Raw genomic sequence first — 26,421 nt, 5'->3', positions numbered from 1 at the left:
CCTCCGCTTCACTGCGGGGGATTTTTCTGTACGATGTGCTTTACATTTACATGCATTTATACATACAATGAGAGTATTATCACTTTTTCGGGATAACAAGGAGTGGGGCAGGATTGTAACTTACTTTTTTAACGATCACCTGCTGATCAATTTGGAGGCGTATGATTATGGCGAAAGATCGCGACATGACAGCAGAAGAAATATTTGAACTTGTATCTTCGTATATGAATGAAGAACATGTAAACTTTGTCAAAAAAGCATACGAGGCATCTAAAACTGCCCATGAAGGACAATTTAGAAGTTCAGGAGAAGCCTATATTCTTCACCCAGTTCAAGTTGCTGGGATTCTTGCAGAATTAGAAATGGACCCATCTACGGTAGCAGCAGGGTTTCTTCATGATGTCGTAGAAGACACTGATGTCTCTCGTGAAGATATTATTCTAGAATTTGGTGAAGAAGTTGCAATGTTAGTGGATGGCGTGACAAAACTTGAAAAACTTAAATTCAGGTCTAAAGAAGAAAAACAGGCTGAAAATCATCGAAAAATGTTTATCGCAATGGCACAGGATATTCGAGTCATTCTTATAAAGCTCGCTGATCGTTTACATAATATGCGTACATTGAAACATGTTTCTCCTGAAAAACAGCGTCGAGTTGCAGCTGAAACGCTTGAGATATTTTCACCTCTCGCTCATCGGCTCGGAATTTCAACAATAAAATGGGAACTTGAAGATATCGCGCTTCGCTATTTAAAACCTCAACAATATTATCGAATCGTTAACTTGATGAATCGCAAACGTGCTGAACGCGAGGAGTATTTAGCGGATATCATGGGGCAGGTAAAAAATGAAATTGGTCAGATGAATATTGAAGCTGATTTATCTGGACGTCCCAAACATTTATATTCTATTTATCGTAAAATGGTGCTACAAGGTAGAGAATTTAATGAGATTTATGATTTATTGGCAGTTCGTATTATTGTTTCAAGTATAAAAGATTGCTATGCAGTTCTAGGAATTATTCATACACTTTGGAAACCGATGCCGGGTAGATTCAAAGATTATATTGCTATGCCGAAACAAAATTTATATCAATCTCTACACACGACTGTCGTCGGACCAGGTGGAGATCCACTCGAAGTGCAAATTAGGACTTCTGAAATGCATAAGATTGCGGAATATGGGGTTGCAGCACACTGGGCTTATAAAGAAGGGAAATCTCTATCCAATAATCCTACAGATATTGATTCCAAACTGACGTGGTTCAGAGAGATTCTCGAATTCCAAAACGACTCATCTGATGCTGAAGAATTTATGGAATCCTTAAAATTCGACTTGTTTTCAGATATGATTTACGTATTTACGCCTCAAAGTGATGTGCTGGAGCTACCAGCGGGCTCAGTTCCAATTGATTTTGCTTATCGTGTTCACTCAGAGATTGGAAACCGCACAATTGGTGCGAAGGTAAATGGCAAGATGGTACCGCTAGACACCGAGCTTCATACTGGTGATATCATTGAAATATTAACTTCTAAACAATCATTTGGACCTAGTCGAGATTGGCTAAAAATTGCCAATTCATCTCAGGCCAAAAATAAAATTCGGCAATATTTCAAAAAACAATTACGTGCAGAGAATGTTGTAAAAGGTCGCGACGCAATTGAAAAGGAAATAAAAGCGCAGGAGTTTTTAGTGAAAGAGGTTTTATCTACTCAAAATATTGAACGTGTTTGCGATAAATTCAATTTTGCTTCTGAAGAAGACATGTGTGCGGCGGTTGGTTTTAATGGTATAACTGCTGAACAAGTTGTGAATCGATTAACTGAAGTATTACGAAAAGAGCGGAAAGAACAGGATACGATTAATAAAATTGTATCTGATATTCAAACGACAGCTCAAAGAAAACAATCCACTGAATCAGGTGTGATTGTTAGAGGAATCGATAATTTATTAATCCGTTTATCAAAATGTTGTAATCCAGTTCCAGGGGATGACATTACGGGTTTTATTACAAAAGGTCGTGGGGTCTCGGTTCACAGAAAAGATTGTCCAAATGTGTTCGGTGATGGAAATAGCGCTGATCGAATTATTGATGTTGAATGGGCTGATGAACCTACACAAGACAACAAAGAATTTCAGGTGGATATTGAAATTTCTGCTTTTGATAGACAAGGTTTGTTGAATGAACTGATGATGGTTGTTGCAGAAACTAAAACACCAATTGTCGCAGTGAGTGGCAAAGCAGACCGCAAAAGCATCGCTAAAATCAATATGTCGATAAAAATTATGAACACCGCACACCTACACCGGATTGTGGATCGTATTAAGCAAGTGCCTGATGTATATTCTGTTGAACGTGTAATTAATTAGGTTAGGGTGAGGTAGCAAATGAGAGTTGTTTTACAACGTTCTGGTCCAGCTTCTGTGTCAGTAAACGGAGAAGTGACCGGAGAAATTGGCAGTGGATATGTTCTACTTGTTGGTATTACGCATGAAGATACTGAAGAGGATGCGGCGTATATTGCAGGGAAAGTTGCAAATCTTCGTTTGTGGGAAGATGCTAGTGGAAAAATGAACCATTCCATTCTTGAAAATGGTGGCGATATCTTATCGATTTCACAATTTACGCTGTATGCTAATACTTCAAAAGGGAGGCGCCCTAGTTATATAGAGGCGGCTCGACCTGACCACGCCGAACAATTGTGGCATACTTTTAATGAGCAATTGAAACAACAAGGTTTACAAGTCGAAACAGGCGTTTTCGGCGCCATGATGGATGTTAGTCTAGTAAACGACGGGCCAGTGACAATTATTATCGATTCGAAATAAATGGATGAGCGAGAATGTCATCAATTAAGAGTCACACAAAAAACAAAAAAGTGTATGGGATATCAAGATCCCATACACTTTTTGTTGTTATTCTTTTAATTGATTATCGAAGAAGGTGAGTAGCCCTTGGAAGATTCCTTGAGTTGCTTGTTCACGGAAGCTATCCGTATTGACGCCATGTTCTTCGGATGCATTTGATAGAAATCCTAGTTCTAGTAAAATAGCTTTTTGTTTATTTTCTCGTAGAACGTAATAATTCGCAGGTTGCGCACCGCGATTTCTTAGTGAAATGGTTGAGTTCAGTCCATCATTTACCGCAACTGCAAGTTCTTTTTGATAATGATTCGTATAATAAGTAGTAAATCCTTGAATTGATGAGTCTATCGATGCATCATAATGGATACTGAGAAATGCATCCGCACTATTCTGATGACTAATTGAAACCCGCTTCTGAAGTGAAACAAATGTATTCATATTACGTGTGAGAACAACATTTGCACCTGCAGATGTTAACTTTCTTGCGAGTAGCTCAGAAGTCTTCATCGTTAGGTCTTTTTCGTTTGTTCCGCTAACGCCTATCGTTCCGGTATCGTAGCCGCCGTGTCCAGGATCAATCACAATAGTCACGCCATTTAATGTTCCTGCAACTCGATTTGGTGCGATTTTTTTCGTCGCAGCAATTGGATCTTGATGAGTAGATACAACCCAACTTGCAACGAATGCACTTTCGCCAGACGATAATTTTACTTCATACCAATCGCCATTTTTGGAGACGACAGGGAATTGATTTCCCGCATTCGCACGAACGGCTACTTTAGAGGAAGTAGAAGCTTCGGTACGCAGGTTAGTTCCATTTGACAAAATATAAACTGTTTCTGGTTTTGTTTTTACATCTGAGACAGGTGTGGAAGTTTTAGATTCAGATAATGATCCATGAAATGAATATACCCAACCATTCTTGCCTTTTTCGAGTTCTAATTCAATCCAATTCCCGCTTTTTTGAAGGACCTTGTATGTATTTCCTTTTTTAATAAGGCCAATTCTTTTGGAAGATAAATCATCATCGCTTCGAACATTTAGCGCATTAACGGAAACTGTAAAATAGTTTTTCTCATTCGAAGAACTACTAATCTCACTAACTGGTGCTGATTGATGAGACACGTATTCTGAATAGACCCACCCTTTGACGCCAGTTACGTCAATGCTTGTCCATTCACCTTCTTGTCCGTTCATCTTTGCAATTTCGCCTGCGTTCATTTGTTTCAGCACGGATGCTGATGTAGATGGATTAGCACGTACATTTAAAAAATTTACATTTGAGGTAATAGTAGAATCAATTTCATCGTTATTCGCAGTGAACCAACTGGCAATCCAGCCTTTTTTATCTTTGTACTTAATCTCATACCAATCACCAGAAGTTGATAGGATATTCACCTGATCATCTTGTTGTAGTGTGGCAATGACATCATAAGATAAACCAGGGCCAGAGCGGATATTGAGCTGACTAGCATCGATGATTGCTGTTTCAGATTGTGCATTTGTTTTAGTGAAATCTGATGCAAGAACAAAAATAAGGATGAATGCAAAAGCTATTTTTCCAATTTTACTCAAATTATCATCTCCTCTTATAAACTAGTATAAAGTAAATGTTACCAAAAAACTACATTTTTTGCGAAATGGTTGACATAGCGCATTAAAATCATTAAGCTAATGAGTAATTGACAATAAAATTCAATAAAATTTACTAATGACGTGGAAAGTAATTGCATGATGCTTTGACCAGAGAGGGAAGGACATGGCTGAAATCCATCCTACAAACAAATGCTATGAACAACACCACCGAGGTTCTTTACTGAACAATTTAATTTTCAGTAGGTAAAGACGGGAAATCGACCGTTAAACGATTTACGAGTGGGCACATGTTGTGCCAATTAGGGTGGAACCGCGGAAGCTATTAAGGCTCTCGTCCCTTGCATATATGCAAGGGATGGGGGCTTTTTTTGTTTTTTAGAAAGAGTAAAGCAGCAAAGGAGAATAGATCATGAATTTTAAAGTGCCGAGAGGAACACAGGATATATTACCTTCTGAAACATGGAAGTGGCAAAAAGTTGAAAAAATAATGAATGACGTTTGTAAATTGTACCAATATAAAGAAATACGTACTCCGATATTCGAACAAACGGAGTTATTCCAACGACTTGTAGGTGAAACAACAGACGTTGTTCAAAAAGAAATGTATACATTTACAGACAAGGGAAATCGCTCAATGACATTACGACCTGAAGGAACTGCTCCAGTAGTTCGTTCATTTGTTGAACATAAAATGTTTGGCTATCCCGACCAACCAGTAAAGCTCTATTATACAGGCCCAATGTTCCGTTACGAACGACAACAAGCAGGTAGATATCGTCAATTCGTTCAGTTTGGTGTTGAAGCAATCGGCAGTAATGATCCAGCGATCGATGCTGAAGTAATTGCCTTGGCCTTGGATGTTTATAAACGTGCAGGTTTAACCGATTTAAAACTGGTTATTAATTCACTTGGCGATACTGAGTGTAGAGCTGCACATAAAAAAGCGCTTATTGAACATTTTAATCCTCATATAGAAGAATTTTGTACCGATTGTAAGTCAAGACTAGAAAAAAACCCACTTCGAATTTTGGATTGTAAAGTCGATACAGAAAATCCATTAATCGCATCTGCACCTTCACTTGCTGATTTTTTAAATGATGAATCAGCGGCTTATTTTAAAGAAGTTATCAGTTATCTTGACGATGCAGAAATTGACTATGAAATTGACCCTACACTGGTTCGTGGCCTAGATTATTATAATCATACTGCATTTGAGATTATGAGCACGTCAGCTGGTTTTGGAGCGATTACAACGTTATGTGGTGGTGGAAGATATAATGGACTTGCTGAAGATATCGGAGGTCCTTCTGCACCAGGTATTGGATTTGGAATGAGTATCGAACGTCTTCTTCTTGCGCTTGAAGCAGAAGGAAAGTCATTTGAAGAAGAACCTAATCTAGACGTTTATGTCGTCACATTAGGCGATAAAGCAAAACGTGTCGGAGTTCAATTACTCAGTCAACTAAGAAATAGTGGACTTCGTTCAGATATGGATTATATGGATCGTAAAATGAAAGCCCAAATGAAGTCAGCCGATCGACTTAAAGCAAAAACGGTTGTTGTCATCGGAGAAGATGAAGTAGCCGAAGATGTTGTCATGCTTCGAAATATGGCGGATCGTTCACAAAATAAAGTTTCTACACAAAGCTTAGTCCAAGAGCTACATGCAATTTTAACATTGGATAATTCATTGTAAATTGAAAGGCGGATGACAGCAATGCAACAACAACGAACACATTATTGCGGCGATGTAACAGAACAAGATATAGGAAATGAAGTGACCTTAAAAGGGTGGGTTCAAATCAGACGAGATCTTGGAGGAGTAATTTTTATTGATCTTCGGGATCGTTCTGGGATTGTGCAAGCTGTATTCAATCCAACTTTTTCACAAGAAGCACTTGAAATTGCTGAAACCATCCGTAGTGAATACGTAATTAGTATTACAGGTGAAGTAATCGCACGTGAGGAAAAGCAAAAGAACCCGAATTTGAAAACAGGTTCTATTGAAATAAAAGTAAATGAAGTATCGATTATTAATAAAGCTAAAACGCCAGTCTTCCAAATTGAAGATGAAACAGATGTGAGTGAGGAAGTACGCTTAAAATATCGGTATTTAGATTTACGTCGTCCAAAACTAGCTAAAACATTTAAATTGCGTTCAGATATTACGAAGACGATTCGGAATTTCTTAGATGATGAAGGATTCCTGGAAGTAGAGACACCAATTCTAACGAAATCTACACCAGAAGGGGCAAGGGATTATCTAGTTCCAAGCAGAGTACATGAAGGGGAGTTTTACGCACTCCCGCAATCACCGCAATTATTTAAGCAGTTATTAATGGTTTCTGGTTTTGATCGGTATTACCAAATCGCGCGTTGTTTCCGAGATGAGGATTTGCGTGCGGACCGTCAACCTGAATTCACACAAATTGATATGGAAATGAGTTTCATGTCAATTGAAGAAATTATCGAATTGAATGAACGACTCATGAAAAAAGTGATGAAAGACGTTAAAGGAATTGATGTTGAAACACCTTTCAAACGAATTCCTTATGATGAAGCAATAGCACGTTTCGGTTCTGACAAACCTGATACACGTTTTGAAATGGAACTAACGGATGTTTCAGAAGTCGTAAAAGAAGCACCATTTAAAGTGTTTAGTGGAGCGGTTGAATCAGGCGGGCAAGTAAAACTTATTAATGTTAAAAACGGTGCAGATAATTATACCCGTAAAGATATTGACGCATTAGGTGAATATGCAGCATTATACGGTGCAAAAGGACTCGCTTGGTTGAAAGTCACTGAAGAAGGTCTTACTGGTCCAATTGCAAGATTTTTTGAAGGTGAACTAGCAGATTCCTTACAACAAGCTGCAAACGCTGAAGCAGGGGACCTTCTTTTATTCGTTGCCGATAAAAAGAATGTTGTTGCAGATGCATTAGGTGCACTTCGCGTAAAAATTGGTAAAGAGCGCGGACTGATCGATGAGTCAAAATTCAATTTCCTATGGGTTACGGAGTGGCCATTATTCGAATATAACGAAGAAGAAGGACGTTATACTGCTGCCCATCATCCATTCACTATGCCTGCTGACGAAGAAGAGTTAGTAAATAATCCTAGCAAAGTAAAAGCACAAGCTTATGACCTTGTCTTAAATGGATATGAACTAGGTGGGGGATCACTGCGCATTTACCAACGAGAGCTTCAAGAAAAAATGTTTAAAGCACTTGGCTTTACTGTCGAAGACGCTAGAGAACAATTTGGCTTCCTACTTGACGCATTTGAATATGGAACGCCGCCTCATGGTGGAATTGCATTCGGACTTGACCGCATCGTCATGATCTTATCTGGTGCAACAAATCTGAGAGATACAATTGCATTTCCAAAAACAGCAAGCGCAAGCGATTTACTGACTTCAGCACCTGATCGTGTAGATAATCGTCAACTTGCTGAGCTTGGCATTAAGACTGTCGAAAAGTAAAATTTCTAAAAGATTTGCATCTTTCAGAAATAAATCTACTAAAATGATTGAACTCTCTATTAAATTGTGGTAATCTATTAGTAATACGAATCCTGAAGTGTTCGTTATTTGTCCTTTAGTTTTGACCGAACATTTCTATCGTAGGGAGTTCACATTTCAATTCGGATGACATGCCTCTCAGGGGACGTCAGAACAGTTGGATAGGACACCCACCTGCCGAGTGCGGGCTCAAAACGATAACTTCAAAGACGGCATATTTGGGATTCGTCTTTTTAAAGAAACTTAATCCTCTCCGGAGAATTTGCGGAGAGGTTTTTACTTGTTTAGAAATTTTTAAATTATGAACAAGTAGTAGATTACGATTATAAATATAGAATTTTAAGCTCTACGCGCGGGATGCTCGAGTTATAGACGAGAATCTAGCGCTTTTGTTTGTGGAAAATAAACTTTAATTACTTGAAAGGCGGAGTTTCGTTTGTTGCATCAATTTTCACGAAATGAATTAGCTATTGGAAAAGAAGGCGTCAATCGCATGCGTGATAAAACAGTCGCTATATTAGGGGTAGGCGGCGTTGGTTCTTTTGCTGCAGAAGCTTGTGCTAGAAGCGGAATTGGCCGCATAATTCTCGTTGACAAAGACGATGTTGACGTAACCAATATAAATAGACAACTTGTGGCTTATCTATCGACAGTAGGTCGTTCGAAAGCCGAAGTGATGAAAGAACGAATTTCAGATATTAATAAAGAATGTGAAGTCATTTCCCTTCATATGTTTTATACAGAAGAAACAGCAGAAGAGTTTTATAGTTACAAGCCTGATTACGTCATTGATGCTTCAGATACGATAAGCTATAAAATACATCTTGCACAGGAATGTATCAAACGAAATATTAAAATCATTGCCTGCATGGGTGTTGCCAATAAAATGGACCCCACGCGTTTACAAATTGCAGATATATCAGAAACACATACTGATCCTTTAGCAAAAGTGATTCGTTTACGTTTGCGAAAAGCTGGTATATCGAAAGGACTACCAGTTGTCTTTTCCGACGAAAGTCCTGTGGTAATCCGTGAAGATGTTGTCGATACCGTCGGTAAACCGAACGCGCCGATTCGAAAAGCGGAAATGCCACCAGCTTCTAATGCATTTGTCCCATCAGTTGCCGGTCTAGTTTGTGCCAGTTGGGTTATGAATGATATTGTTGCAGATATTCCAATACAACGTATAAAAGATAGAATTTAATCTATATATTTATTAAAAAACCTTCATTTTATACAAAATGAAGGTTTTTTGTTGTTAAGAAAAAAGAAATATAAAAAAGATTGATTAATTTTCACCAATGCGGGGTATAGAGGCATTACGCACCATACCAGGACTTTACAAGAATTTATTTAATTCGATTTTTACAGAATTTGGTTTGTTATGAAATTTAGAGTCTGGTATGATGAAAAACATATCTGAATTTAATGATTTAAAGATTAACAGAGGGAGGGCGTTGTACAGTCATTGATTCGGAAAAATATATTAAAGGGGTTTGGATTTGATATGCGCAAAATAGCGCTGTTATTCTCAGTTAGTTTAATCGTTTTACTATCAGCATGTGGAGCAAGTACAAGTAAAGATAGTATTGAGGTGATTACATTCGCGGATGCAGGTTGGGATAGTATCCGTGTTCATAATAGTATCGCACAATTTATCGTAGAAGAAGGTTATGGTTATGAAACAGACGTAACCAACGGAACGACTGCTGCAACGATACAAGCGTTAGAAAAAGGCGACATTAACGTTTATATGGAAATTTGGACAGATAACGTTAAAGATGTCTATGATGAAGCGATTGAAAAAGAGAAAATCGTTAAACTATCCACGAATTTTGATGACAACACACAAGGACTGTACGTACCCACTTATGTAATTGAAGGCGATGAAGAAAAAGGTATTGAAGCTGTTGCACCTGATTTAAAGACAGTCGAAGACTTAGCGAAATACCCAGAACTCTTCCAGGATCCAGAAGATAGGGATAAAGGACGTATTGTCGGTGCCCCATCAAGCTGGGCTGTAAGTGAACATTTAGCAGAAAAAATTGAAACGTATGGTCTTGATGAAACATTTAACTATTTAGCGCCAGGTTCGGATTCTGCAATTGTTGCATCTTTAGTCGGCGCTTATTCAAAAGGTGAACCATGGGTTGGTTATTATTGGTCTCCAACATGGGTAACGGCAAGATATGATTTAACCCTACTTGAAGATCACCCTTACGATGAAGATATTTGGAATGAAAACAAAGGAACAGAATTCGCACCGAACGATGTTGTTGTTGCGGTTCATAAAGATTTCATGACACAAGCAGAAGACGTTGTTGAGTTCTTAAAGAATTATAAAACTAGTAATGATATAACAGAAGATATGCTTGAATTCATGGAAGAAACTGAAGCTGACGAAGATGAAACTGCCCTATGGTGGTTAAAAGAGAATGAAGACATTTGGACAGCTTGGGTTTCAGATGAAATTGCAGAAAAAGTAAAAACAGCATTGAAATAAAATGAAAAGTTAAATGGAAAGTGAGTGAAAAACTCACTTTCCCCATTACTTTATTAATCGGGGTGTGAAAGTGACTGTATCATGCAGTCCCAACTTATGATAGATTTTCCAAATGTACGTATACCAATTGGAGATGTCGTAGAGAGTTTCATCGACTTTTTAGCTGATAATTTTCAAGCACTATTTGATTTTATTTTCTTCATTACATCTTCATCTATTAAAGGAATAGAATCCACTTTACTTTCAATTCCATGGTGGGTTTTCATTGTTGTTATTGTATTAGTAGGATGGTATTTTACAAAACTATCAGGCGGCTTGCTTTTTGGTTTTTTCATGTTCATGGTCGGATCTTTTGATTTATGGCCTGAAACGATGACAACGATAGCGATTGTATTAATCTCCGTAATTCTCTCATTAGCTATAGGAATACCGTTTGGTGTTTTAATGGCATTTAATAATATACTTTCAACAATTATGCGGCCAATTCTCGATGCCATGCAAACAATGCCTACTTTTGTTTACTTAATTCCCGTTATCTTCTTTTTCCCATTAGGTAACGTTCCAGCAGTAATCGCAACAATCATTTACGCAATGCCTCCAGTTATGAGGTTAACCGAATTGGCAATTCGAAATGTTGACAGAGAAGTTGTTGAGTCCGCTCAATCATTCGGATCGTCAACTATGCAAATGCTAACTAAAGTACAATTGCCTCAAGCGCTTCCAACAATTATGGCTGGTGTAAACCAAACGACAATGATGGCACTAGCAATGGCTGTTGTCGGTTCTATGGTAGGTGCACAAGGACTAGGCGAACGTGTACTTTACGCGATTAACCGTATTGACATTTCCTTGGGATTTGAGGCGGGTATAAGTATCGTATTTTTAGCAATCATTATTGACCGGATTACCGGTGGAATTGCAGACCGCTTACAGAAACAAAGGGGGGATGCAGCATGACGATTAAAATGAAGGTCGAAAATGTTACTAAAATTTTTGGGCCACGCCCTAAACGAATCATCTCGATGGTCGAAAAAGGGGAATCGAAAACCTCGATTTTAGAAAAGACTGGCCATACAGTAGGTGTATATGACGCTTCAATGGATATTATGGAAGGGGAAACCTTTGTTATCATGGGTCTCTCAGGTAGTGGTAAATCGACATTGATTCGTTGTTTAAATATGCTGAATCGACCAACTGCGGGTTCCATATTCGTAGACGGGGAAGACATTACTACATTCAATTCACAAAAATTAAAGAAGTATCGTCAAGAAAAAATCGCGATGGTTTTTCAACATTTTGGTTTGTTTAGTCATCGAACTATTTTAAGTAATATTGAATATGGTCTTGAAATTAAAGGGATGGAAAAAGCGGAAAGAACTAAAATTGCTCAGCACCACTTAGAACTTGTCGGTTTAAAAGGTTGGGAAGATAAGTTCCCCGACGAACTATCCGGCGGGATGCAACAACGTGTGGGCATTGCACGAGCATTAGCTAATGATCCAGACATTCTTTTAATGGATGAACCTTTCAGTGCGCTTGATCCTTTAATACGCCGTGAAATGCAGTTAGAGTTAATCGATTTGCAAAACCGTTTGCAAAAAACGATTGTCTTTATCACACATGACGTGAATGAAGCATTTAAAATTGGTGACCGTGTAGCGGTTATGAAAGATGGTAAAGTTGAACAAGTCGGAACACCTGAAGAGATATTAGATCAACCAGCCAACCAATACATCAGTGAATTTATACGGGATATTGATCGTTCGAAAATTTTACAAGCTGAGCATATTATGATTCGACCACATGGATTATTATCTCTTAAAGACGGGGTGAATGTGGCGATTAAAACGATGCAAGAAAATGGTCTTTCAAGCGTATTCGTTACAGACCGACAACGTCGTCTACAAGGAATCGTTACGATTGACGGTGCAATCGATGGCTTAAAACATAAAAAAACACTTGAGGAAATATTGCTGGAAGACGTCAATACAGTGTCGCCAGATGAGTATGTACAAGATATTATTCCAAAAGCTTTGGACTCGAAATATCCAATCGTAGTTATAGATGAGGATAAACGGATTAAAGGAATTATTTTGAGAGTAAATGTCTTAGCAAGCCTAATCGATGACAATGGAAATAGTTCTGAAGAAGACATAATTATAGAGTAATCTGTATCAAAAAATCAATGAGAGTACAGGAGAGAATGATATACATTCTTCCTGTACTTTTTTAATTCGTTATTTTTAAGTGTTTTGGGATTAACTGCGTAACCCCTGTTGTTACCGCAGCATCACTGACAGCTCTTGAAACTGCATCTATGGGTTCTTGAATGATAAAGTCATCATGTCTGCTGGCTTCTGCGATTAGTAACGATATAGCGTATGTCGGAACTAATATCATCTCGTCTTTACTATCATTCGTCCCACTTTGTCTTCTAAATAATTATTCACTACTCTTTTATGGTAAAGTAATATAATGATAGGTATTTTGAATGTAGAGAGGGCATGTTGTATGAAGAAATTGCTAAAATGGTCTATTGTACTTCTACAAATTTTGGGACTATTTGTTTTTACTTATTTAGGAGATGTTATCTCTACGTTTTTGAAATTACCAATACCCGGAAGCATAGTCGGTTTAGTTATGCTGTTTTTATGTTTGTATTTTAAAATCATTCCAGAAAGATTCATAAAAGAAGGTGCAGGTTTTGTTTTAGTCATTTTACCACTATTCTTCATACCAGCAACAGTTGGTATTATTCAATATCCTGACTTTTTGTCTGGCAAAGGCGTTCTTTTAATCATACTCATTATGGTGAGTACTTTCTTGACTATGATTGTTGCAGGCTATACTAGTCAACGATTCGAGAAAAAGATGCGAGAAAAGGAGGGACAGCCTAATGAATAGCCTTTTATTAACCATAATCGTCTTATTTGGAACTGTCATCATCTTTTTCTTAATGCGGATGACTTACGCACGTTTCTCAATTGCAATTTTACATCCTGTGCTAACTTCGACAGTCATTATCATTTTAGCGCTTCTATTATTTAATGTTTCCTATGAAAAATATATGGTCGGCGGTCAGTGGATTGAATTATTCTTAGGTCCAACTGTCGTAGCATTAGCTTATCCACTCTATAATCAAAGGAAAATCGTGAAGAAATATATTCGTGCGGTCGGATTAGGAATTGCAACGGGTTTAATCACGGCTATGGGCAGTATTTTATTATTTGCGAAGTTATTTGGCTTTAATGATGAAATTATCCACTCAGTTCTACCAAAGTCGATCACAACGCCAGTTGCAATTCAACTAAGCGAAACGCTAGGTGGCATCTCATCGCTTACGGCAGCATTTGTCATGATTGCGGGATTTAGTGGTGTCATTCTAGGACCAATTGTGATGAAATACACACGGATAGAAAGTCCGCTTAGTAAAGGAATTGCTTTAGGCAGTGCTTCCCATGCATTAGGTGTCGCCAAATCAACAGAATACGGTGAACTTTCTTTATCGATGGCATCGGTCTCAATGTCGTTAAGTGCCATTGCTGGATCAGCCGTAGGTCCATTATTTATATTGTTTTTATAATGACAAATGGTTCTACACGAAGATTGAAACACTTACATTAGACTACCACCATAAATAAGGAGGGTAGTCTTTGTTAATAGACGGTGTATTTTCAGGTGGCGGGTTGAAAGGATTTGCATTGGTCGGTGCCTATCAAGTATTAGAAGAAAAAGGATATCGTTTTACAAGTGTAGCCGGAACGAGTGCTGGTGCAATCATAGCTAGTTTTATCGCTGCAGGATATACTGCCAAAGAAATTGAAGGTTTGTTAGATGAGTTGGATCTAACAAAATTATTAGATTCTAGGTTATCGAAACTACCCATTCCATTCTTAAAATGGATTCATCTTTACTTTCGATTGGGGTTGTATCAAGGAAAGGAATTGGAAAAGTGGTTCTTAGAAAAATTGGCAGATAAAGGTGTTTACTCATTTTCTGATTTACCAAAAGGCTCATTAAAGATCGTTGCATCTGATCTAACCAACGGCAGGATAATGGTGCTACCAGATGATTTAGATCGTTACGGGATTGTAGAAGATACCTTTCCAGTTGCGCGAGCAGTTCGGATGAGTTGTGGTATTCCTTTTTTCTTTGAACCCGTACGTCTGAAAATTGGTTCTGGAGAAACAATTGTTGTTGACGGGGGCGTATTAAGTAATTTTCCTATGTGGATTTTCGATAACGATAATGGGAAAACAGACCGCCCAGTGCTTGGGTTGAAATTAAGCAGAAGCCAAGATGAAATAGAGGGGCGTGACATTAAAAATGCCATTCAATTATTCGAAGCCTTATTTTCAACGATGAAAAATGCACATGATGAAAAATACATTTCTAGAAAACATGAAAAGAACATTGTATTCATACCAGTGGAAAACTATAGTGCTACTCAATTTGATTTGGATGAAAAAACGAAACAAGAACTAATTGAAATTGGGCGAGCGCGAACTGAACTATTTTTGAAAATGTGGTGATTCTTCAATATAACAATAAATGAAGGGATGGCGAATTGAAACGGATCGTATTATTCGGTGCAACAATTGTCGTCGGAATCATTTTAGGTATCGTGGTCACAGTATTGATGAACTAATCATGCGTTGAAATTTCCCATGAAAAAAAACGTTGCAATTAGCAATTATTTACAGGAATTAATGTAATAATTAGCCACACTAATTCCTGTAATATGCCAATCCAACGATTATAGAATAATGGACCAGTTAATTAATCTTCCTGTAAGATTTCATCTACAGTCGTTTCCACTTCAAAGCGATCCATTTTTTCTTTACCACTTATTAAAGCTTTAAGTGTTCGTTTCGCTAATGCGTGGGGAATTTTACAAAACAGTAAAATGTTTTTTGTTGAGATTGAATCGATATAAGCTTGGGCAAGATCCAAGTTTTCTTGGGCATATGCAAACATATCAGCACGTGTCCATCCATCAGGTATGAAATTCACGCCACGCTCTGCATCTTCGTCCTGATTACGCACCATATTGACAACTTGTAAACCGCGTCCATAGGCTATCGCCAATTCGCGGTCTGTTTCCGTACCGTCAAACAGCTCCCAGATATCAGACAACATGACGCCTACCAAACCTGCAACATAATATGTATACTCATCTAAATCTTCTTTTGTATTTACAATAAAGTCTTTTTCGACCCATTTGGCCATTCCGCCCGCCATGATGCTCGTCGATTTTTGAACTTTATTTAAATACTTTACTGGACAAATGGTTAGCCAGTCTCCGAGCCTTAACGTTACTTCAGGTAATACGTGGGCATAAGGCTGTATAAGTTCTTTATATGTATGATTATCAAAATCCGATCGTAATAAGTTGCTTGTTGTTATTAAAAGATGTTGTTTTGTTTCTGAATCTAATTCTTCATGGTCTTCAATTTCGTCAATTGCACGCATGCATAAATAAGCTGAACCAACAATATTCCTCAAGACCGGATTTAATAATTTAATGGGAATATTGAATGTCCTACTCGTTAGTTTTAATACTTGCATGGCTTCTTTTTGTAATTTAGCATCAACGCTCACTTAGATAACCCCTCTCACTTTTACACGTCTTTCTTTACGTTCAATTAAACAGGAAAGTTTCAGATTTAGTGTTTCGTTAATTATATCAGACTACAGTACTTAAATGCGAATATGCTTAACAACATTGTGAAAGTACACTATACTTAAAGATGGATTTTAAATCGAGAACATATATATATTATTGAAAAGTACAATTATGCTGGACAGGCATTGACTTGTACTGCACGAAGGATAACCGCTTAAACGATATTTTTACAAGTCAGTTTGAGCAGTAGTAGAAAGTAGGATGCACATGAATTACGAATTACCCCTACAAAACATGCAATGCAATTTAGGGATTACGAATAATGCACGAAACAGTATGATGAAATTCGTGAAGAATGAACAAAGCTTTTTTTCAATGCAGGGTGCATTTGATATTCATATAGAAAAAAGACCAGAAAACAAACATGGAAATCTATCGTTTTCAATTTTCTTTGACAATGAAACAAACCTGGAGTTAGCCAAGAAAATTGATAACCGCGTTGCGGTAATGGAATGCATTTATAAAAACGATGGATTTTTAGCAACAGGTTTCCATGTTCGTGGCAGAAGAGAACCGGTTCGAACAAATCGGCGTTTGGCCGTCCGATTAAAATTTAATCTTAATTCACGTTTCGCTGTTCCAATGCCAGTTGAATTATATACGCGTCTTCGAGAACTACCTATTGCTCAAGAGCGTTCTGAATATGTTGCGAAAAGAATTTCTAGCTGGGAAGGCTATTTAGCCATACAAGAAAAGAACGCGGATATTGCGGATATTACATCAACCTATACCGGCGCGAGTATTAACGCAGATTTCAATAAGCTCCAAATCGTCTGTTCTGGTCTGAAAAGTCATGAGTGGCGTTCAATTACTAAATTCTCTGTCAAGATAAAAGGAACACAAAATGAAATTGGAACAGTCATCAATACGAATCGATCCAAGAAAATTGTAGAAATAGAATTGAACCGAAAACATCAAGAACTAGCGAGAAAAAATGAATGGAAACCATGGACTTCTAAAGAAATCACTTTCAGTAACTTTTCTGAACTAAGTCAAGTAAAACGGTTGAGAAAAGGTTTTAAAGACTTACAAGACGGTCTTGCAGCGAATGCAAATTTGGAAAAGATTCTATTTGAAGAACGTCCAGTCGTCAGGATATCAAAAAAGACGCAAGACCTTGAATTTCATAATCAACTCAACGAATTCCAAAAAGAAGCAGTGACTGGGGCAATGACCTCAAATGATCTATATGTAATTCAAGGTCCACCGGGTACAGGTAAAACAACCGTTATCTCTGAAATTTGTCAACAAAATGTCAAAGCTGGTTTACGAACACTCGTAGCATCGCAAGCAAATTTGGCGGTAGATAACGCACTTGGCCGATTATTGTCCCATCAAGATATTCGAATTTTACGTTATGGTCGAACAGATAGCATTGAAGAAGAAGGTAAAAAATTTATCGAAGAAAATGTTGCGCTAAATTGGAAACAGCAAACTGAGCAATCAGTTCAAGAACAATTACAAGCACGTTCAACATACGCAGCCAAATTAGAAACTGATTGGGCACAAGGGGAAAATGAATTAGAGAATTATCAACGAGCATTAACTCAACTAGAGGAACAAATTAAGTTGAGAGAAATCGCTGTTGAAGAGTACATTGAACTAGAAAGCCAATTCGCAACATTAATGACAGAAAAAGATAAATTAATGGCTGAAGGAAATGATGATGAAGCGTCTTGCAACTTATTGACGAACTCAATTGAATCGTTAACGGATACAATTGTTCGCATTGAAGAAAGTCTACATGATTCAAATGAGCAAGAAATTGTCGATCAAATGGCAGATTATCAAGGTCAATTAAACTTGTATTACAACCGCATCAGGTACCATCAGACACTTCAGCAAATCGAAGAGAAGGCTAACGTACTGTCAGACGTCGAGCATAAGCTAACGACTACTACAAATAGTCTCCTACAGTTTCAATCCTTTCTACTGGAAGCAAAAGCAGTCAAAAAAATAAATGACCTGCTAGAGAAATCATCGTCAATCGGCTTTATGCCTCCAGACTCGATAAATGAAAGAATTACAGAATTAAATAAAATGATTGACATGATTAAATTGAATCAGCCTGATGACAGTTATAGTGAATGGTCTGAACTGATTCAACGGCTAGATATCGCTATTGGAACTGTCGAGAAAAGTTTGGCTGAAAATGGATTTTTAAAGCCTAATCAACAAGTTGGCAGGCAGAACAAGAATTACAAGGTAGAGGATATTCATGAACAAATTAATAAAGTCGGCCGATTTTTAGTGCAACCATCCGTCAAGCAAGCACTAACTTCCAGGCATTACTCTGCTGAAAGATATGAGTATTTAGAGAAGTTAGGGATAGCATTTGGAGTGCTTCTCGAAAGAAGGGCATACGCAAAATCGCAAATCGCGCAAGTAGAAAATACAAAAAACTTATTTGAAGCCATCAAAATTGATGTAATACACTCGATAGAACATCGTATGACAAACACGAATCAAGAAATTGATGAATTAGAAGAGACTAGAAAAAATTATGAAACGGATTTGACGAAACTTAAGAATCAGCGCTCAGAAATGAGGAATGAACTTGAATTCGTTGATGAAAACAGTTCAATTGAGGTGATTCAAAGCGAATTGAACCAAATCGAAAAAAACTATCAGGAACTTGAAAAACGTCAATTATCTTATAAGCAGCATGTAAAAGACTTGGAAAAATATAAAACTACAAAGGTATCTGAAGTGAATAAGTTGAAGAGTAGTACTGAGATGCTTCAATTAAATCATCGTCATTTAAAACAGGTAAAAGAAAATTATGCAGAAATGGAACTTCAACTACAAAAACTGAAAAAAATCGTCGATCAGAATCCAAAGGAACAGTATGATGAAACACTTGTAGCGATTGCTCAACTTTCAAAAAAACTGGAAGAGATACATAAAGAAAAAGAACGTTTACCGCTTACCAATGAACTTCAAACAGAGTGGTTGTCCATATTGAAAGAAGCTACAGAACATGATTTGGATGAAATCCGAAAATTATATGTCGAACATGCCAATGTTATTGGTACTACTTGTGTCGCATCGGCAAGACGTGATTTTATGGAGGAGTATCCCGTTTTCGATGTTGTCATTATTGATGAAGTTTCAAAAGCAACACCAGCAGAACTGCTACTTCCTATGTTAAAAGGGAAGAAAATTATACTCGTGGGAGACCATCATCAGTTGCCGCCATTAGTAGGTCAAGAAACGGTTGAAGAATTCTTAGAGGAATCTGATGGGCAAGAAAAAATCGAACTCAAAAAGCTCTTAGAAGAATCCTTATTTGAACGGTTATTCAGAACCTTACCAAAGCAAAATAAGACAATGCTCGGCATACAATACCGCATGCATGAAACAATTATGGAGACAATTACGCCTTTTTATGAGGATGGAGATTATCGTTTACAATGTGGCATCGCGGATTCTGATCAAGAACGAGATCATAAAATTGAATCGCGTTTAATCAAAAGAAAAGACCATCTTCTGTGGTTTGATACACCCAATGAACCAGCGTACTTTGAAAATAAAGTAACAGGCGGAACGAGTCGTTATAACCAATCAGAATTAAGAATGGTGAAAGACTTGCTAGTGGATTTGGATCATTCTATTGAAAGTTCAAAAAGGCAGGGTACTTTGGACGAAAGCTTCAAAAAGAGTGTTGGTGTGATTAGTTTTTACGGTGAACAAGTCAAAAGAATTGACCGCTTAATCCAACAAGAATTGATGCCTCAACATTTGCATTGTAGAACTGGGTCTGTGGACAAGTTTCAAGGGATGGAAATGGATATTATCATCCTTAGCTTTGTTCGAAATCACCAAGAAAAAAGCGGAGACATTGGTTTTGCTCGAGACTACAGACGTTTGAATGTCGCCTTATCACGTGCGAGGGAACTGCTTATCATTGTCGGGAGTTCGGAAATGTTTGCAGTTCGAACAAAAGACAGTAAAGCTCGGAAAATGTATGGACGGTTGTTGGAGGACATCAAGAAGGTGAATGGTTTAAAGGATAGCTTAGTCAAGTCATAACCGAGTAAGTACGCTCCATCCGCTTTACTTGGTTATTTCGTTTCTAAGAGTAAAACTAGCTAAAATACACTTTTTCCAGTGCCTTCATTAGCTCCAAGCTCACCCTCAGGAAAGCACAGTTCAGAGTTCAGCTGTCAGGATAAGGAGATGACGTGTTGGAAGAATTAAAGAGAAAATTAATGAGAGAACTACAACAGGATTTTAATGTGAAGGTGTTGGATTCATTATCATGGGCATTGCCGCTTCAACGCATTTCTATCTCAGTCCAAACTGTTGCAAGGACGAAGATGGACATTTTGATGAAGATGATGTTGCTCACTATGCAAAAAATGAAAAACACAACTAAGGATGATCTTGCTGGAATACTTCTAGTCGACCCATTGTTTATCCAAGATTTATTAAATAAGATGCAAAACACCCGGATGATCGAAAAACAAGGGGATGGATTTGCGTTAACAGCTTTTGGCATCCAACAACTTGAAACTGGCATTTATGAACATGAACCTGAGATAGCGTCTGTCGAAAGAATTTACAGTCCTGTTCATCAGGCCATTGTTCCCGGAGAAATTGATAAAACGAACACAACAGAAGACAGCTACCGCTATGAAGAAGAGTTTCCGGAATGGGAAGTTGCATACCTGGAAGAAGATGAGTTGCTTGAAGCTTTGAAAGATGTAGGTAAAGAAACAAACATCGGAAAAATCCAAACCGTTGTCACTGCGATTGAGTCAACATCCGTAATAAGCAGTATAGCTGTATCTTGTCTAGAATTTCGCCTCTACAATAAAGAAGAAGACACAGTCTACGCACGTGTTTGGAATGCACTACTCAATCAATGGGATGAGATCATCGAAGCCCAATTAAATGAAAAAGAACGAATCCAATGGCGCGAAATTTACTTAGAACAACAAGGAGACAAAATTCATGAAATCTCGGGATAGACTATTAGAAGTGATTTCAATCCTAAGGGAATATACAGATGATGAAGACATGAAAACTTTACAAGATATTCACGCTTTGTTACCCGATGAAGCTTCTGTAGGTATGGGAACAGTTCGGGAGGATTTGCTAGCACTCGAAGACGCTCATATTTTTCCGATAAAAGCAGTTCAAGAAAAGAACGGAAAGCAAAAACACTATCATTATGACGGTCGTCTATTTGAAATTCATGAACTTCGGTTATTGATGGATGCAATAAGTGCGGCAAAATTCATTCCAAAAAGAGATACAAATCTCCTGATCATGAAGATTAGAAAATTAACAAGTCGAAGAGTGGCAAAGCAATTAAAGAATGAGTTATATGTTGTAAGCGATGAAGCGCATGAATTAGGAGAAGTGACAAAAGTAGTCGAACAATTACATACCGGCATTCAAGATCGACATGTTGTCGCATTCAAATATGGTCGTTATGGAACAGATTTGAACTTTCATTTGAGCAATGATGGACAAGATTATTTAGTTAAGCCATATGGACTTGTATGGAATAGTGATCGTTATTATTTAGTCGCAGAATATATGCCTGAAAAGAAAGTACGTCAATATCGAGTCGATCGAATGCGGTCCGTTCGGGTAATTGATGATCATTTTACACCGGATCCGGATTTTAATTTAAAAAAATACACACCAAATATGTTCCATATGTTTGGTGGGGAGCAGATTTCTTTAGAAGTTGAGTTTTCAAATAAGCTTATAAATGTTGTTATAGATCGCTTTGGAAGAGATGCAAATATTCAAGTGAAAAATACCGACTTATTTACATTGAAAACCCAGGCAATCATGAGTGAAGGACTTGTCCAATGGCTTATGCGCTTTGGTCATCAGGTAAAAGTGATTCATCCTAAAAATTTAGTTATGCGCATGAAAGAAGAGTCGAAACTTATTTACGAAAAGTATCATTAAAATCACGATAGGAAAGAGAACAACCAAACCACTTGATAATTAAAAAGAATGCCAAGTCTTTTACAAGCGACTTGGCACTTAAACTAAGAGGTTATATGAAATTAAGCTTCAGGTTTAAACGTTTTACAGTCTGTTTCCTCACTATCAGCGGCTTGTTTACCGTGTGTACCCACAACATAAATAACCTTCGCATTACAGTTATTGCCGTCGCCCCAATAAGTGCAGTTACTGACTTCGCATAAAATCCGTTGTCCCATAGCTTCACACCTCCTCGTGTTTATCATCCCCAAAACGAAAGGAATAATGAATAAACAGAGCAGGTAAAATAGCTTGCTATAACATTTTTAATAGTGCATCTTTACCAATGGTTCCTTTCAAGATACCTCGTGCTTCGGCTTCGTAGGTGACTGATTCAAGTGGGGCGTTAAGAAGTTGTTCGATTGTCTTGACGCCGACAGCTCTTCCGGCAATCACTTTGCGATCAGCCAATTTTTCATTTAATAAAGCAACATCAAGTGCACCGCACATAATATAACCATTATCATTCGTTACCACAAGCAAATTTGTTTTGGGCAAAATGACAGAAATGGCTAAAAATACATTACCTTCAATCGTTATGGGTTCTAAACTCATCAACGAATCATCACTCCTTTTCCATTCACGATATGTCATGGAGAGGGAACATGTGAACTCGTCAAACAGATTTAAGAAAAAATCGCTGAATCGGCACCCACTTATGGGCATGCAATTCAACGATTTTTTAGTGAAATATTATTATTTGAGTACTATATTAAAATGCTGGAAATGCGATGTCAGAGAATTTCTCTTCTAGGAATGCTCGAACTTCAGGACCTGATAGATGTTCAGCTAATTTTTTAATAGCCTCGGAATCTTTATTATCTTCACGAGCCATTAAGGAAATTGGGAATGCTGATTCGCCTTCGTCAATTAATGAATCAGTTACGGGTGTCAATCCAAGCGGTTCTGCGTAAGCGGGTAGCAATGTTACAAGATCGACATCTTTGATTGATGCTGCGAGCATTAATAAATCAACTTCCACAAATTTAAGATTCTTAGGGTTTTCGATGATATCTTTTACTCTTGCTTCAAGCCCAACGCCGTCTTTTAATGTTATTAATCCGCCTTTTTCAATCAATTGCAGAGCACGAGCCATATTCGAGGAGTCGTTAGGAATGGCGACTGTTGCACCGTCGGGTAACTTGTCGATACTGTCATATTTATCTGAATAAGCACCTAAAATCGCATGATACACATGTTGGATAACGACTAAATTTGCATCATTCGCTTCATTAAATTGTTCCATATAAGGGGGATGTTGAAAAAAGTTAGCATCAACTTCCTTATTTGCTAAGGCACTATTTGGCTGTACATTATCAGATAAAACGACAATTTCTATGTCAATGCCGTCTTCTAATAATAATGGTTTTGCAATTTCCAACATATCTGTCATCGGTGGAATAAGGGATGCAACTCGAATTTTCGTTACTTTTTCAGATTGGTCAGTTGAATTTTCTTTTTCTTCATTTGCTGTTCCACATGCAGCAAGTGCGAGAACAGAAGCAAATAAAAGAAATACTAATTTTTTCATTAATAAAAATCTCCTTTTTTACGATCTTTTATCAAGTTTTTTTGAAGTTTTAGTCCCGATAATTTGAATAGCTTGAACAAGAATTATCATAATGACAATTGTGAATGCCATAAGCTCGGTTTCATAACGTTGATAGCCATAACGGATTGCAAAATCACCGACACCGCCGCCACCAACTATCCCCATAATCGTAGAATAGGATACAAAACTTATGGTTGCCGTTGTTAATCCGAAAATGAGCCCAGATCTTGCCTCTCGATACAGGAATTTAAAGATTACCTGTGCTTTTGAAGCACCCATAGATATTGCTGCTTCGATAATCCCTTTAGGAATATCCAGCAATGATTGTTCAACCAAACGTGCATAATAAGCAATGGAAATAATGGACAAAGGAACCGTTGCCGCCATCGTTCCTAATGCCGTTCCAATAACAAAACGAGTAAATGGAATTAAAAATACGACTAGCAGTAGAAATGGAAATGAACGAACAATATTTACGAAGGTATCAAGAATAGTAAACAATATTTTATTTTCATACAAGTTACCTTGTCTGCTTAAATAGAGATATGTGCCTAAAGGTAATCCAACCAAGACAGCCGCCAATATTGAAATCCCGACCATAATAAAAGTCTCTCCAATGGATAGCCAAATTTCTGATTGGTACTCAATGATTTTATCCATTAGGTTTAATCACCGCTATTCTTTTTAAATCTTCTATGTAATAATCTACATCATCTTGTAAACCCTGTGGTTCGATTGCGAAACTATCGACAATTTGTCCGTCTTTCATAATTGAAACATGTTCACAAATGCTTTTTACTACATCCATTTCATGAGTGACGATGACGATTGTTACACCCAACGTCTCTTTAATATGACGTAATACGTGCAAAACTTCATTCGTTGTTTTTGGATCAAGCGATGAAGTGGGTTCATCACATAGGAGAACAGTCGGGTTATTCGCTAATGCTCTGGCAATTGCAACGCGTTGTTTTTGTCCACCGCTCAGTTGGGCAGGATAGGCATCTTTTTTGTCGGAAATACCTACAAAGCGAAGACATTCTTCTATACGAATTGCCCTGTCTTTTTTTGGCATTTTAACCAATTCAAGTGGCATTTCTACATTTTCAGCTACTGTTCGATTAAGAACCAATTGAAATTGTTGAAAAATCATGCCAATATTTTGTCTCGCTTTTCGTAAATCCTTATTAGGAAGACTTGTTAGCAATTGTTCTCCTACTCGAACGGTTCCATTATCAGGTCTCTCCAGTAAATTCATCATCCTTATTAGCGTTGATTTTCCAGCACCACTCGTTCCAACAATGCCATGGATTTCACCTTTATGAATTGTTAAAGATAAGGGATGAACAGCTTTCACAGATTGGAAAGATTTCTCGACATTAATGAGTTCAATCATATAAGGGGGACCTCCTTTTCTCCACAGCTTACTATATCACGAAAAGGAATAAGGTGAAATTAATTAAATCATGAAATGTACTCATTGAATCCTGGTTAGTACTAATGATAATTCAGAACTTTTTGGATATCTCAAAATGTGTCATAATCATTGTTTTAATGCGATAGTGGTAGTAAAATTAAGTAATATATAAAGATGATTTTATAATCGAACGTGGATTTAAGGAGAGACACCGATGGAAAAAATTGAAATATCGTCAATGCAAAACTATAAAACTAAAGATCTACAAAAAGAAAATAAAGCCTCGATGATAATTACGGATTTAATTTCTTTGTTTAAAGGACTTGTATTAATAACGAATGTACTTCCTGTATTAACTGGCTTTTGTTTGGCTTTGTATTTTACAAATGCTTCATTTGGCGATCACTGGAAGTTATTTTTAATTACAATCATTGGGAGCACACTGGTAGTTGCTGGTGCGCTTACACTTAATAATTGGTATGAAGTCGATCTTGACAGAGAAATGGCTAGAACCCAGAAGCGGCCGACCGTTACAGGAAACTTTTCCATGAAAACTGTTCTCGTAATTGGTATTATATTATCGGTGGTTGGCTTTTTTATTTTACTCTTCACGACGCTTGAAACGATTGTTTATGCGCTTATCGGCTGGATTACTTATGTTGTTTTATATACTTTTTGGTCTAAGCGAAAATATACATTAAATACAGCAATTGGCAGTGTTTCAGGAGCAGTGACACCGTTAATTGGTTGGGCAGCAATTGCACCTAGTTATCATATTGTTCCAATTGTATTAGCTCTTCTTTTGTTTATTTGGCAGATCCCACACACTTTTGCAATTGGAATTCGAAGATGTGACGAATATAAGGCGGCTGGCGTTGCGATGTTGCCCGTGGTTCGTGGATTCGCAATTACGAAAAGACAAATCGCAGTTTATGTTGCTTGTTTACTTCCACTGCCATTCTTAATACCTTCACTAGGCTATACTTTTATAATTATATCCACGTTATTGAACTTGTTGTTTTTAGGCTTAAGTATTGCTGGATTCTATACAAAAAACGATATAAAATGGGCACGCGTTATTTTCCTCTACTCTGTAAATTATTTAACAATTATTCTCTTAATGATGATTTATATTGCTCTTCCGGTTTTTAGTAGATAAGCTATGTTTGTTTTTAGTACTAATAATCTTTTGAATGACTGACTCAGTATATTGGTATTAGTTGATTGGAGTGCAGGGTGGCGACCATACGCGTCAACTTAAGAAAAATTAATGA

23 protein-coding genes, 1 other RNA gene and 1 other annotated feature are annotated in these 26,421 nt (G+C 37.4%); of the genes, 16 read left to right on the top strand and 8 right to left on the bottom strand.

What is annotated here, in order from left to right; translation table 11 throughout:
• Nucleotides 1-167 precede the first annotated feature (167 nt).
• Complete coding sequence (locus AC25Y1_RS18755; RefSeq protein WP_488149536.1) at nucleotides 168-2,369, top strand: RelA/SpoT family protein; 2,202 nt, start codon at nucleotides 168-170, stop codon at nucleotides 2,367-2,369.
• A gap of 18 nt (nucleotides 2,370-2,387) precedes the next feature.
• Nucleotides 2,388-2,828 (top strand): D-aminoacyl-tRNA deacylase, encoded by a 441-nt coding sequence (dtd, locus tag AC25Y1_RS18750; RefSeq protein ID WP_488149535.1) that lies wholly within the window; start codon nucleotides 2,388-2,390, stop codon nucleotides 2,826-2,828.
• Between the two features lie 87 nt (nucleotides 2,829-2,915).
• Here dtd and AC25Y1_RS18745 read toward each other — a convergent pair whose 3' ends face one another.
• Nucleotides 2,916-4,439, bottom strand: coding sequence for an N-acetylmuramoyl-L-alanine amidase family protein (locus tag AC25Y1_RS18745; RefSeq protein WP_488149534.1), 1,524 nt, complete (start codon nucleotides 4,437-4,439; stop codon nucleotides 2,916-2,918).
• Nucleotides 4,440-4,566: 127 nt separating this feature from the next.
• Nucleotides 4,567-4,802, top strand: a binding site (T-box leader).
• 67 nt (nucleotides 4,803-4,869) lie between these two features.
• Here AC25Y1_RS18745 and hisS point away from each other — a divergent pair.
• The 7 genes from hisS (at nucleotide 4,870) to AC25Y1_RS18710 (ending at nucleotide 12,651) form a co-directional block, all read left to right on the top strand.
• Nucleotides 4,870-6,156, top strand: coding sequence for a histidine--tRNA ligase (gene hisS / locus AC25Y1_RS18740; protein WP_488149533.1), 1,287 nt, complete (start codon nucleotides 4,870-4,872; stop codon nucleotides 6,154-6,156).
• A 21-nt stretch (nucleotides 6,157-6,177) separates the two neighbouring features.
• Nucleotides 6,178-7,941 carry an aspartate--tRNA ligase gene (aspS, locus tag AC25Y1_RS18735; protein ID WP_488149532.1) on the top strand — a complete coding sequence of 588 codons (1,764 nt, stop codon included), beginning with the start codon at nucleotides 6,178-6,180 and terminating at the stop codon, nucleotides 7,939-7,941.
• 86 nt (nucleotides 7,942-8,027) lie between these two features.
• Nucleotides 8,028-8,209, top strand: a non-coding RNA gene (gene ssrS / locus AC25Y1_RS18730) — 6S RNA.
• A 207-nt stretch (nucleotides 8,210-8,416) separates the two neighbouring features.
• On the top strand, nucleotides 8,417-9,184 hold the full coding sequence (locus AC25Y1_RS18725) for a tRNA threonylcarbamoyladenosine dehydratase (RefSeq protein WP_488149531.1): 768 nt from the start codon (nucleotides 8,417-8,419) through the stop codon (nucleotides 9,182-9,184).
• Nucleotides 9,185-9,448: 264 nt separating this feature from the next.
• The gene (locus AC25Y1_RS18720; RefSeq protein WP_488149530.1) at nucleotides 9,449-10,483 is read left to right on the top strand and encodes an ABC transporter substrate-binding protein; all 1,035 of its coding nucleotides are present in this window, start codon (nucleotides 9,449-9,451) and stop codon (nucleotides 10,481-10,483) included.
• A 96-nt stretch (nucleotides 10,484-10,579) separates the two neighbouring features.
• Nucleotides 10,580-11,440 (top strand): ABC transporter permease, encoded by an 861-nt coding sequence (locus AC25Y1_RS18715; RefSeq protein WP_488149529.1) that lies wholly within the window; start codon nucleotides 10,580-10,582, stop codon nucleotides 11,438-11,440.
• Nucleotides 11,437-12,651: a quaternary amine ABC transporter ATP-binding protein gene (locus tag AC25Y1_RS18710; protein ID WP_488149528.1), complete on the top strand. Its 1,215-nt coding sequence runs from the start codon at nucleotides 11,437-11,439 to the stop codon at nucleotides 12,649-12,651. Before AC25Y1_RS18715 ends, AC25Y1_RS18710 begins: the two co-directional genes overlap by 4 nt.
• Nucleotides 12,652-12,712: 61 nt before the next feature.
• On the opposite strand, the gene AC25Y1_RS18705 is transcribed toward AC25Y1_RS18710, so the two are convergent.
• Nucleotides 12,713-12,883 carry a hypothetical protein gene (locus AC25Y1_RS18705; RefSeq protein WP_488149527.1) on the bottom strand — a complete coding sequence of 57 codons (171 nt, stop codon included), beginning with the start codon at nucleotides 12,881-12,883 and terminating at the stop codon, nucleotides 12,713-12,715.
• A 111-nt stretch (nucleotides 12,884-12,994) separates the two neighbouring features.
• On the opposite strand from AC25Y1_RS18705, the gene AC25Y1_RS18700 reads away from it, so the two are divergent.
• The 3 genes from AC25Y1_RS18700 (at nucleotide 12,995) to AC25Y1_RS18690 (ending at nucleotide 15,015) form a co-directional block, all read left to right on the top strand.
• Nucleotides 12,995-13,387: a CidA/LrgA family protein gene (locus AC25Y1_RS18700; RefSeq protein ID WP_488149526.1), complete on the top strand. Its 393-nt coding sequence runs from the start codon at nucleotides 12,995-12,997 to the stop codon at nucleotides 13,385-13,387.
• Nucleotides 13,380-14,066, top strand: a complete 687-nt coding sequence (locus tag AC25Y1_RS18695; protein WP_488149525.1) for an LrgB family protein — start codon at nucleotides 13,380-13,382, stop codon at nucleotides 14,064-14,066. Before AC25Y1_RS18700 ends, AC25Y1_RS18695 begins: the two co-directional genes overlap by 8 nt.
• A 70-nt stretch (nucleotides 14,067-14,136) precedes the next feature.
• Nucleotides 14,137-15,015, top strand: coding sequence for a patatin-like phospholipase family protein (locus AC25Y1_RS18690; RefSeq protein WP_488149524.1), 879 nt, complete (start codon nucleotides 14,137-14,139; stop codon nucleotides 15,013-15,015).
• Between the two features lie 247 nt (nucleotides 15,016-15,262).
• On the opposite strand, the gene AC25Y1_RS18685 is transcribed toward AC25Y1_RS18690, so the two are convergent.
• Nucleotides 15,263-16,084, bottom strand: coding sequence for a squalene/phytoene synthase family protein (locus AC25Y1_RS18685; protein ID WP_488149523.1), 822 nt, complete (start codon nucleotides 16,082-16,084; stop codon nucleotides 15,263-15,265).
• Nucleotides 16,085-16,376: 292 nt separating this feature from the next.
• Here AC25Y1_RS18685 and AC25Y1_RS18680 point away from each other — a divergent pair, with 292 nt between their 5' ends.
• The 3 genes from AC25Y1_RS18680 (at nucleotide 16,377) to AC25Y1_RS18670 (ending at nucleotide 22,100) form a co-directional block, all read left to right on the top strand.
• Nucleotides 16,377-20,201, top strand: a complete 3,825-nt coding sequence (locus AC25Y1_RS18680) for an AAA domain-containing protein (protein ID WP_488149522.1) — start codon at nucleotides 16,377-16,379, stop codon at nucleotides 20,199-20,201.
• A 155-nt stretch (nucleotides 20,202-20,356) separates the two neighbouring features.
• On the top strand, nucleotides 20,357-21,142 hold the full coding sequence (locus tag AC25Y1_RS18675; RefSeq protein WP_488149521.1) for a hypothetical protein: 786 nt from the start codon (nucleotides 20,357-20,359) through the stop codon (nucleotides 21,140-21,142).
• Nucleotides 21,126-22,100, top strand: coding sequence for a helix-turn-helix transcriptional regulator (locus AC25Y1_RS18670; RefSeq protein WP_488149520.1), 975 nt, complete (start codon nucleotides 21,126-21,128; stop codon nucleotides 22,098-22,100). The genes AC25Y1_RS18675 and AC25Y1_RS18670 overlap by 17 nt, the downstream gene beginning before the upstream one ends.
• A 101-nt stretch (nucleotides 22,101-22,201) precedes the next feature.
• Here AC25Y1_RS18670 and AC25Y1_RS18665 read toward each other — a convergent pair whose 3' ends face one another.
• From AC25Y1_RS18665 to AC25Y1_RS18645, 5 genes are all read right to left on the bottom strand, one after another.
• Nucleotides 22,202-22,357, bottom strand: coding sequence for a DUF1540 domain-containing protein (locus tag AC25Y1_RS18665; protein WP_488149519.1), 156 nt, complete (start codon nucleotides 22,355-22,357; stop codon nucleotides 22,202-22,204).
• Between the two features lie 76 nt (nucleotides 22,358-22,433).
• Nucleotides 22,434-22,736 carry a YunC family protein gene (locus AC25Y1_RS18660; protein WP_488149518.1) on the bottom strand — a complete coding sequence of 101 codons (303 nt, stop codon included), beginning with the start codon at nucleotides 22,734-22,736 and terminating at the stop codon, nucleotides 22,434-22,436.
• 154 nt (nucleotides 22,737-22,890) lie between these two features.
• Nucleotides 22,891-23,709: a MetQ/NlpA family ABC transporter substrate-binding protein gene (locus AC25Y1_RS18655; protein WP_488149517.1), complete on the bottom strand. Its 819-nt coding sequence runs from the start codon at nucleotides 23,707-23,709 to the stop codon at nucleotides 22,891-22,893.
• Between the two features lie 18 nt (nucleotides 23,710-23,727).
• Nucleotides 23,728-24,390, bottom strand: a complete 663-nt coding sequence (locus AC25Y1_RS18650; RefSeq protein ID WP_488149516.1) for a methionine ABC transporter permease — start codon at nucleotides 24,388-24,390, stop codon at nucleotides 23,728-23,730.
• Nucleotides 24,383-25,126 carry a methionine ABC transporter ATP-binding protein gene (locus AC25Y1_RS18645; protein WP_488149515.1) on the bottom strand — a complete coding sequence of 248 codons (744 nt, stop codon included), beginning with the start codon at nucleotides 25,124-25,126 and terminating at the stop codon, nucleotides 24,383-24,385. Before AC25Y1_RS18645 ends, AC25Y1_RS18650 begins: the two co-directional genes overlap by 8 nt.
• A 235-nt stretch (nucleotides 25,127-25,361) precedes the next feature.
• On the opposite strand from AC25Y1_RS18645, the gene cyoE reads away from it, so the two are divergent.
• Nucleotides 25,362-26,306 carry a heme o synthase gene (gene cyoE / locus AC25Y1_RS18640; protein WP_488149514.1) on the top strand — a complete coding sequence of 315 codons (945 nt, stop codon included), beginning with the start codon at nucleotides 25,362-25,364 and terminating at the stop codon, nucleotides 26,304-26,306.
• Nucleotides 26,307-26,421 lie beyond the last annotated feature (115 nt).

It is taken from the genome of Sporosarcina sp. Y1009 (assembly GCF_057669865.1).
The sequence above is the reverse complement of the archived record's forward strand: the minus strand, read 5'-3'. Positions and strand labels throughout refer to the sequence as shown.

Bases quoted from the DNA above. Each gene is read 5' to 3' on its own strand.
- AC25Y1_RS18710 (WP_488149528.1), top strand. From the start codon at position 11,437: ATGACGATTAAAATGAAGGTCGAAAATGTTACTAAAATTTTTGGGCCA.
- AC25Y1_RS18715 (WP_488149529.1), top strand. From the start codon at position 10,580: ATGATAGATTTTCCAAATGTACGTATACCAATTGGAGATGTCGTAGAG.
- AC25Y1_RS18665 (WP_488149519.1), bottom strand. From the start codon at position 22,357: ATGGGACAACGGATTTTATGCGAAGTCAGTAACTGCACTTATTGGGGC.
- hisS (WP_488149533.1), top strand. From the start codon at position 4,870: ATGAATTTTAAAGTGCCGAGAGGAACACAGGATATATTACCTTCTGAA.
- AC25Y1_RS18700 (WP_488149526.1), top strand. From the start codon at position 12,995: ATGAAGAAATTGCTAAAATGGTCTATTGTACTTCTACAAATTTTGGGA.
- dtd (WP_488149535.1), top strand. From the start codon at position 2,388: ATGAGAGTTGTTTTACAACGTTCTGGTCCAGCTTCTGTGTCAGTAAAC.
- AC25Y1_RS18670 (WP_488149520.1), top strand. From the start codon at position 21,126: ATGAAATCTCGGGATAGACTATTAGAAGTGATTTCAATCCTAAGGGAA.
- aspS (WP_488149532.1), top strand. From the start codon at position 6,178: ATGCAACAACAACGAACACATTATTGCGGCGATGTAACAGAACAAGAT.
- AC25Y1_RS18680 (WP_488149522.1), top strand. From the start codon at position 16,377: ATGAATTACGAATTACCCCTACAAAACATGCAATGCAATTTAGGGATT.
- AC25Y1_RS18655 (WP_488149517.1), bottom strand. From the start codon at position 23,709: ATGAAAAAATTAGTATTTCTTTTATTTGCTTCTGTTCTCGCACTTGCT.
- AC25Y1_RS18705 (WP_488149527.1), bottom strand. From the start codon at position 12,883: ATGATATTAGTTCCGACATACGCTATATCGTTACTAATCGCAGAAGCC.
- AC25Y1_RS18650 (WP_488149516.1), bottom strand. From the start codon at position 24,390: ATGGATAAAATCATTGAGTACCAATCAGAAATTTGGCTATCCATTGGA.
- AC25Y1_RS18695 (WP_488149525.1), top strand. From the start codon at position 13,380: ATGAATAGCCTTTTATTAACCATAATCGTCTTATTTGGAACTGTCATC.
- AC25Y1_RS18755 (WP_488149536.1), top strand. From the start codon at position 168: ATGGCGAAAGATCGCGACATGACAGCAGAAGAAATATTTGAACTTGTA.
- cyoE (WP_488149514.1), top strand. From the start codon at position 25,362: ATGGAAAAAATTGAAATATCGTCAATGCAAAACTATAAAACTAAAGAT.
- AC25Y1_RS18645 (WP_488149515.1), bottom strand. From the start codon at position 25,126: ATGATTGAACTCATTAATGTCGAGAAATCTTTCCAATCTGTGAAAGCT.